Annotated in this window: 7 protein-coding genes; 6 read left to right on the top strand and 1 reads right to left on the bottom strand. The window is 62.8% G+C overall.

Features of this window, described 5'->3' with window-relative positions; all coding sequences use genetic code 11:
- The first annotated feature begins 60 nt into the window (after nucleotides 1-60).
- A complete protein-coding gene (locus JZY06_RS03335; protein WP_207118405.1) occupies nucleotides 61-1,407 on the top strand; it encodes a hypothetical protein in 1,347 nt (448 codons plus the stop codon).
- A 234-nt stretch (nucleotides 1,408-1,641) separates the two neighbouring features.
- Here JZY06_RS03335 and JZY06_RS03330 read toward each other — a convergent pair whose 3' ends face one another.
- Nucleotides 1,642-1,917 carry a hypothetical protein gene (locus JZY06_RS03330; protein ID WP_207118404.1) on the bottom strand — a complete coding sequence of 92 codons (276 nt, stop codon included), beginning with the start codon at nucleotides 1,915-1,917 and terminating at the stop codon, nucleotides 1,642-1,644.
- Between the two features lie 403 nt (nucleotides 1,918-2,320).
- Here JZY06_RS03330 and JZY06_RS03325 point away from each other — a divergent pair, with 403 nt between their 5' ends.
- The 5 genes from JZY06_RS03325 (at nucleotide 2,321) to JZY06_RS03305 (ending at nucleotide 6,948) form a co-directional block, all read left to right on the top strand.
- Nucleotides 2,321-2,674 (top strand): hypothetical protein, encoded by a 354-nt coding sequence (locus JZY06_RS03325; RefSeq protein WP_207118403.1) that lies wholly within the window; start codon nucleotides 2,321-2,323, stop codon nucleotides 2,672-2,674.
- Nucleotides 2,675-3,081: 407 nt separating this feature from the next.
- On the top strand, nucleotides 3,082-4,578 hold the full coding sequence (locus JZY06_RS03320; protein WP_207118402.1) for a methylmalonyl-CoA carboxytransferase subunit 5S: 1,497 nt from the start codon (nucleotides 3,082-3,084) through the stop codon (nucleotides 4,576-4,578).
- 68 nt (nucleotides 4,579-4,646) lie between these two features.
- Nucleotides 4,647-6,215, top strand: coding sequence for an acyl-CoA carboxylase subunit beta (locus JZY06_RS03315; protein WP_207118401.1), 1,569 nt, complete (start codon nucleotides 4,647-4,649; stop codon nucleotides 6,213-6,215).
- Between the two features lie 87 nt (nucleotides 6,216-6,302).
- The gene (locus tag JZY06_RS03310; protein ID WP_207118412.1) at nucleotides 6,303-6,545 is read left to right on the top strand and encodes a hypothetical protein; all 243 of its coding nucleotides are present in this window, start codon (nucleotides 6,303-6,305) and stop codon (nucleotides 6,543-6,545) included.
- A gap of 43 nt (nucleotides 6,546-6,588) precedes the next feature.
- The gene (locus JZY06_RS03305; RefSeq protein WP_207118400.1) at nucleotides 6,589-6,948 is read left to right on the top strand and encodes a biotin/lipoyl-containing protein; all 360 of its coding nucleotides are present in this window, start codon (nucleotides 6,589-6,591) and stop codon (nucleotides 6,946-6,948) included.
- Nucleotides 6,949-7,140: the final 192 nt, after the last annotated feature.

Below are 7,140 nucleotides of genomic sequence, written 5' to 3'. Positions count from 1 at the left end.
CGGGGGACAATGGGGGACAACAGGCACCGGAAGACGTTTTGATTGTTTAAAGTTGTCGGTATGGGATACGGCGATAACAACACAGCGGATGCCTCGCACGGCAGTCACGCCCAGCACCACGATGCTCTTTTCCTGGCGCTGCCGGAATGGAGCGGGCAATCGACGTCGGCCTGGGTGATGCGGCTGTTGTCCGACAGTGCTTTTGATACCGGACAAAACATCGGGCTGCCGGTGGCCAAATGGCGCCGCGACTACCCGAAAGTGTTCAACGCCATCGCTGAACTGGATCCGGTGGATGCGGCCCCCGCCTTCGCCGAACGCTACCTTGACTATCTGTCGACCACCGCCACCTGGCCGGGCACCGATACCCCGGTCGGCGAGCTGGCGGTGACTGATCCTGACGCCCGTTTGAGTGAGGACGAACTCGACGGTCTGTGCGCCGACACCGGGCAGGCCGACCGGAAATCAAGTGCGGCCGCGGTGGCGGCGAAAATCACCACCTATGACACGCCGATGCCGATGACGCCGTCGGCCACCGCGGCCCTGGACTGGGTGGCGGCCAATCCGGACAGCCTGTCCCTGCGCGGCACCACCCTGGTGGTTATCGGCGGCGGTGCGCAGCTGTCGCCGGTGCGGTGGCTGGTTAACGCCGGGGCCACCGTAGTGGCTGTGGTACGCAGTGATTCCCCCGGCCGGGTGAAACTGGTCCGCGACTGTGCCGGGGCCTGCGGCAGGCTGATTCTGTCACCGCCGGATGCCAGTGACCCGGTCACCCAGGCGCAGAAAACCGCGGACTTCATTGCCTCGATTCCAGGACCCATTGCCGTGTTGTCGACCCTGTACATTCCGGGTTCGGCGTTCGTGCACACCGCTCTTGCCGCCGACTGCGTGGTCAAAGCTGTTGCCGAGGCCCGCGACGACATGGTGCTGTGCTGCACCGGCAGCCCCTCGGAGGCGTGGCGGTTGCCCGATGGGACGGTCACCAAATCGATCATCACCCTGCAGGGGCCGAACTATCTGTCGGCGAAACTGATCGAACGCTCCCGGGCACTGGCGATGCAAGCCGACGGCAGACAGGTCATCGCCATGATTTTGCCGCCCTCCCCGACCGAATCGGTGACCATCTCCTCCCAATTCGAGGAAGTGATGACCAAAGCACCGCTGGTCGGGGTTTATCCGGCCAGCCCGCGGGATGCCTCCGGGTTTGCCGCCGGTCTGTTGGCCTACCAGCTGGCCAACCCGGATCCGGCCCGCAGTCTCTACATAACGTTTGCCGTGCATGCCGGCATGTGGGGAAATACCATTCCGGCCCGCTACCGGCTCACCGGTGCATTAATCGCCTCCCGGCTGTTTAAAACCAGGGCTGAACAGGCCCTCAACCAGGGCAGGCACCGGGCGGCGGAATAGAATCACCGCCACGCCCGCGGCAGCCGCACACTGTTGTCCGGCGGAAAAAATCCGGCCCGTGTCCTGTGGGCTGACACTTGTCAGGGACACGGGCCGTGTGTCGTCTCACACCGCCGGGGCGGGCCGGGGAAGAAAAGATACTGCCGGTGGATGGGCATATCCCGGCGGTGTGTGTGCCCGTGTCCCCGGCACAGTGGGGCACGGTCGGCCGGTGCGGGCTGAGGTGTGCTTTTTTCAGGGGATGAGGCCGAAATACAAAAAGGCCAGATACCAGTAGAACAAGGCGGCGGCTATGCCCTGCACGACAAGCAGCCAGCTGCGCAGCTTCACGGCGGCGGCCAGTGCCACCAGGCCGGTGAGCGGGGCGCAGATGAAAATCATCTCGTAGCCGTTGTCGATGCGCACCGCGAAAAACGTGATCACCGGCAGGGCGAAAACAGCCAGCCACGCCACAGCCAGCACCCAGGCCGGTTGTGTTGCGCCGTAGAAAGACCACGGTTTTTTGTTCATTGTTCCTCCCTTGATTTAAGGCACCGGTCCGCCCGGTGGCCGGGTTGTTTCGCTCGCCCACTGTGTGGTGCGCGCTGATGAGGACAGTCGAAAAGGCACAACAACCTTCACGGTCGAAGAATATGTGATGGAATAAACGGCTGTGATGCCCCCCCCGAATGGGGTTGCCCCTCTTCTGCGGTGGCTGTGCGGGGGACGCGGACAGGGAGCATCACGGGTGTGGGCTCCGTTGGTGGCGAACTGCCATTCCCGCAGGTCAAAGACATGGATCTGGAGCGACTGTTGACGGCTGGCGGGCAAGTTCCTAGGTTGGAAACCACACCGTGACCGGTCAGGGCGCTCCCGTGTGCCTCTGGCGCCGGTTGATCCTCGGTGCCCCCTTTTTGATTCCAGGAGAAACCCCATGAAGATTCGTACCCGTATGGCCGCTGTGGCCGTGGCCGGCGCTGTGGCGCTGACCAGCATGACCGGAACGGCTGCCGCCGAAGGAAACGCCACCATCGACAAAAACGGCTCGACCGTCAACACCGACGCCTCCTCCAAGGACGTCAACCTGTCCGGCTACGGCGGACTGGCCATTGTCGGCGCTCTGGCTGCCGTGGTGTTTCTGGAAGGCATTGTCTCGGTTCTCAACGCCCCCTACTGCGGCGCCAACCCGGACAAGTGCCCCAACTCGCTGACCGCCTCCCTGTCCTCGGGTGCCTCCAGCCAGCTGGATATGCTGCGCCACCAGGTTCCGCGTATCCCGATCCGCTAGACCGGGAACCACCACCCGGTGGCCCGGCCCGTTGCGTCTGCCGCCGCACGCCATCGATTCCGCTTGCCGCGGCAGGCAACGGGGCCGGGTTTTTTCATGTTTCCCCCCGGCGGGAAAACCCGCCCGGGGTAGCCGCCGGTGAAGCGTCGGGTGACAGGAAACGGGCACAAACAGACATAAGTGGTCAAATTCATGATGCGATATTGTTCACTTTTTGCCCGGGTTTCAGCTGCCCCGTAAACCCGACTTCGGTGCTGCAACATGTGTGTGTCAGGGGTGTCACCTGCGGGTATGGGTGAGTGTGGCGGGGGGAGTCCTCCCGGGCGGGGATAATCGGGCAGAAACGGACTTTTCAGCTGATCTGCTGCGGTGTGCGGATACCCCCGCCAGGCTATACGGTTGAGGGCATGAGCCCGCGAACAATCGGAGTTACCGAAGTTGCCCTTCGCGACGCCCACCAGTCCCTCATGGCCACCCGTATGGCGATGGAAGACATGGTCGGTATCTGCGAAGACATTGACAAGGCCGGATACTGGTCGGTCGAATGCTGGGGCGGAGCCACATTCGACGCCTGCATCCGCTTCCTCAACGAGGATCCCTGGGAGCGCCTGCGCACCTTCCGCGAGTTGATGCCCAACTCGCGGCTGCAGATGCTGCTGCGGGGGCAGAACCTGCTCGGCTACCGCCACTACGAGGACATGGTGGTCGACAAGTTCGTCGAAAAGTCGAAGGAAAACGGGATGGACGTTTTCCGTGTCTTCGACGCTTTGAATGACCCCCGCAATCTGGAGCACGCCATGGCCGCGGTGAAAAACTGCGGCGGACACGCCCAGGGAACCATCTGCTACACCACTTCTCCGCTGCACGATGTCGACGGCTACATCGCCCAGGCCGGACGGCTGTTGGATATGGGTGCCGATTCGATTGCCCTGAAAGACATGGCGGCGCTGCTCAAACCGCAGCCGGCCTACGAGATCATCCGCGGTATCAAAGACACCTACGGTGATGACACCCAGATCAACGTCCACTGCCATTCGACCACCGGCGTCACCCTGGTCACCCTGATGAAAGCCATTGAAGCCGGGGCCGATGTGGTTGACACCGCGATTTCCTCGATGTCGTTGGGGCCGGGCCACAACCCGACCGAATCGCTGGTCGAGATGCTGGAAGGCACCGGCTACACCACCGAGCTGGACATGGACCGGCTGATCACCATCCGCGACCACTTCAAAAAAGTCCGCCCCAAATACGCCGAATTCGAGTCCGAGACCCTGGTCGACACCAACATCTTCCTCTCCCAGATTCCCGGCGGCATGCTGTCGAATATGGAATCACAGCTCAAAGCGCAGGGAGCCGGTGACCGGATTGACGAAGTGATGAGGGAAGTGCCGGTGGTGCGCAAGGACGCCGGCTACCCGCCGCTGGTCACCCCGTCGTCGCAGATTGTCGGCACCCAGGCGGTGTTCAATGTGCTGATGGGCCGCTACAAGGTGCTCACCGCGGAATTCGCCGACCTGATGCTCGGCTACTACGGCGAATGCATCGGGGAGCGCAACCCCGACCTGATCGAGCAGGCGAAAACACAGACCAAAAAACAGCCCATCACCTGTCGACCCGCCGACCTGCTGGAACCGGAATGGGACAAGCTGCGCGACGAGGCCGAGGCCCTCGACGGTTTCGACGGCACCGACGAGGATGTGCTCACCAACGCCCTGTTTCCCGGTGTGGCCCCCGGTTTCTTCACCACCCGGGCCAAGGGGCCAATATCTGTCGGCAAAAACGCCGAGCAGCTCGCCGCCGAGAAACAGGCCGCCGATTCCGGGGCCCAGGCGGTTCGGGAACCCATCACCTACAAAGTGTCGCTGGGCGGCCGGTCCCACCAGGTCCGTGTCGAACCGGCCTAGCCGGTGCCGGGAAAGCAACACCACTTTTTCTTTTCCGCTGATTAAAAAACTAAGAGGTTGATCTAGCTATGAGCACCACCCCACCGCCCCCGCCCTCGATGGCGGACCGGCTTGACCAGCTCGCCGAGAAACGCCGCAAGGTCGAACTCGGCGGCGGCCAGGACAAACTCGACAAGCAGCACGAACGCGGCAAACTGACTGCCCGTGAACGGGTTGCCAAACTCATCGACGAAGGAACCTTCCAGGAAATCGGTGCCTTCGCCAAAAACCGCACCACCCACTTCGGCATGGACAAAGCCGACATGCCGGCCGATGGTGTGGTTACCGGAACCGGTGCCGTGTTCGGCCGCCCGGTGCATGTCGCCAGCCAGGATTTCACCGTCATGGGTGGATCCGCCGGTGAACGCCAGTCCCAGAAAGTCGCCGCCATGATGAAGGCCTCCGGCTCGACGGGGACACCGTTCATTTTCATCAACGACTCCGGCGGCGCGCGCGTGCAGGAGGGCATTGATTCCCTGTCCGGCTACGGCCAGGTGTTCTACCAGAATGTGTTCCTGTCCGGTCTCGTCCCGCAGATATCCATTGTCGCCGGACCCTGTGCCGGCGGCGCCGCATACTCCCCGGCGTTGACGGACTTCATCATCCAGACCAAAAACGCCAAGATGTTCATCACCGGACCCGGCGTGATCAAATCAGTCACCGGGGAAGACGTCACCGCCGAACAGCTCGGTGGAACCGATGCCCACATGCAAAAAGCCGGCAACATCCACTTTGTGGCCGAAGACGACGAGCAGGCGATTGTCATCGCCCAGAAGCTGCTGAGTTTCCTGCCGCAGAACAACACCGAGGAACCGCCCATCGTCAATCCCGACGAGCTGGTGGAACCCGATGACCAGCTGCGCGAGATCGTCCCGCCGGACGGCAAAAAAGGCTACGACGTGCGCGAAGTGATCGCCCACCTGGTCGACCACGGGGATTTCCTCGAGGTGCAGGCTGGCTTCGCCCCGAACCTGGTGGTCGGTTTCGCCCGCATCACCGGCAAAACCATCGGTGTGATCGCCAACCAGCCGAATGTGATGAGCGGTGTGCTCGACATCAACTCCTCCGACAAGGGCAGCCGGTTCATCCGCTTTTGCAACGCCTTCAACATTCCGCTTCTCACCCTGGTCGATGTGCCGGGCTTTATGCCCGGGGTCGCCCAGGAACACGGCGGTATTATCCGCCACGGCGCGAAAATGCTCTACGCCTACTCGGCTGCCTCGGTGCCGAAAATCACCGTGGTGCTGCGCAAAGCCTACGGCGGGGCGTACCTGGCGATGTGCTCGAAGGATCTGGGTGCGGACCGGGTGTTTGCCTGGCCGACCGCCGAAATCGCGGTCATGGGTGCTGAAGGCGCGGTCAATGTGGTCTTCCGCCGGGAGATCGCCGGTGCCGATAACCCCGATGAGCGCAAAGCCGAACTGATCGAGCAGTACCGGGAAACGTTTTCCACCCCGTACATGGCCGCCTCCCGGGGGCTGGTCGACGACATCATCGACCCAGCCGATACCCGCAAAGAAGTGGCCTTCGCCCTGGAAGTGCTGGCCAACAAGCGGGCCCACCGGCCGCACAAAAAGCACGGACTGGGTCCGGTGTAAATCGTCATGGCAGCAAACAACACACCGACACACTCCGCAGGACAGTCCCGGACACCGGGGGAGGTCGATCTGACCGCCCTGGTCGAGATGATCAAAGCCGACCGCAAGAGGCTGACAAAACTCGACCGGAAAATCGCGTGCCTGGAAGCAGAAATAGCGGAGCTGAAAAAGCGCGCCGATGTTGAGATCCCGGAGGATGTGCTGCTGGCTATCTCGGCCGCGGTCTCGGCTTACCTGGGTAACCGCGGCAAGATCAAGGCCGTGCATTTCACCCGCCACCGCACCTGGGCGGCACAGGGCCGGCAGGCCGTGCAGTCGCGAAAACTGTAGACGACACCCGAACAAACACTGTCCCAAGGAAACGATTCAACCCATGAAACTCAAAGTGACTGTCAACGGTGTGGCCTACTCCGTGGAAGTCGAGGTCGAGGAAGAACAGCGCCAGCTGGGCTCGATTTTCACCGGCGGCAACACCAACACCCCGGCTGCGCCCACCACCGCTTCCGTCCAGGGGGTGTCCGCCAATGCGGTGGTCGCCCCCCTGGCCGGATCCGTGTCGAAGATTCTGGTCACGGAAGGTGAAGCCATCACCGCCGGGCAGGTGCTGCTCGTGCTCGAGGCGATGAAGATGGAAACCGAAATCACCGCCCCCACCGACGGCACGGTCGGCTCGATCAATGTCGGCACCGGTGAATCGGTGCAGGCCGGGCAAGCCCTCATCGATATCGACTAGCAGGAAACAAATAACCGGCACCCAGCAGGCACGACGTCTGCTGCGGTATGCCGGTGACGGTGATCCCCCTGTCCACTCCCCGGTAGCGCCCCGGGGGAGTGGACAGGGGGATTATGTGGTGGCCGGGCAGATTGTCCGCTGTCCTCCGGCGGGTTCCCCGGCTGCCGTGCCGGGGCCGTCCGCCTGCTGCCA

The organism is Corynebacterium mendelii, assembly GCF_017307055.1.
Taxonomy (GTDB): Bacteria; Actinomycetota; Actinomycetes; order Mycobacteriales; family Mycobacteriaceae; genus Corynebacterium; species Corynebacterium mendelii.
The sequence above is the reverse complement of the archived record's forward strand: the minus strand, read 5'-3'. Positions and strand labels throughout refer to the sequence as shown.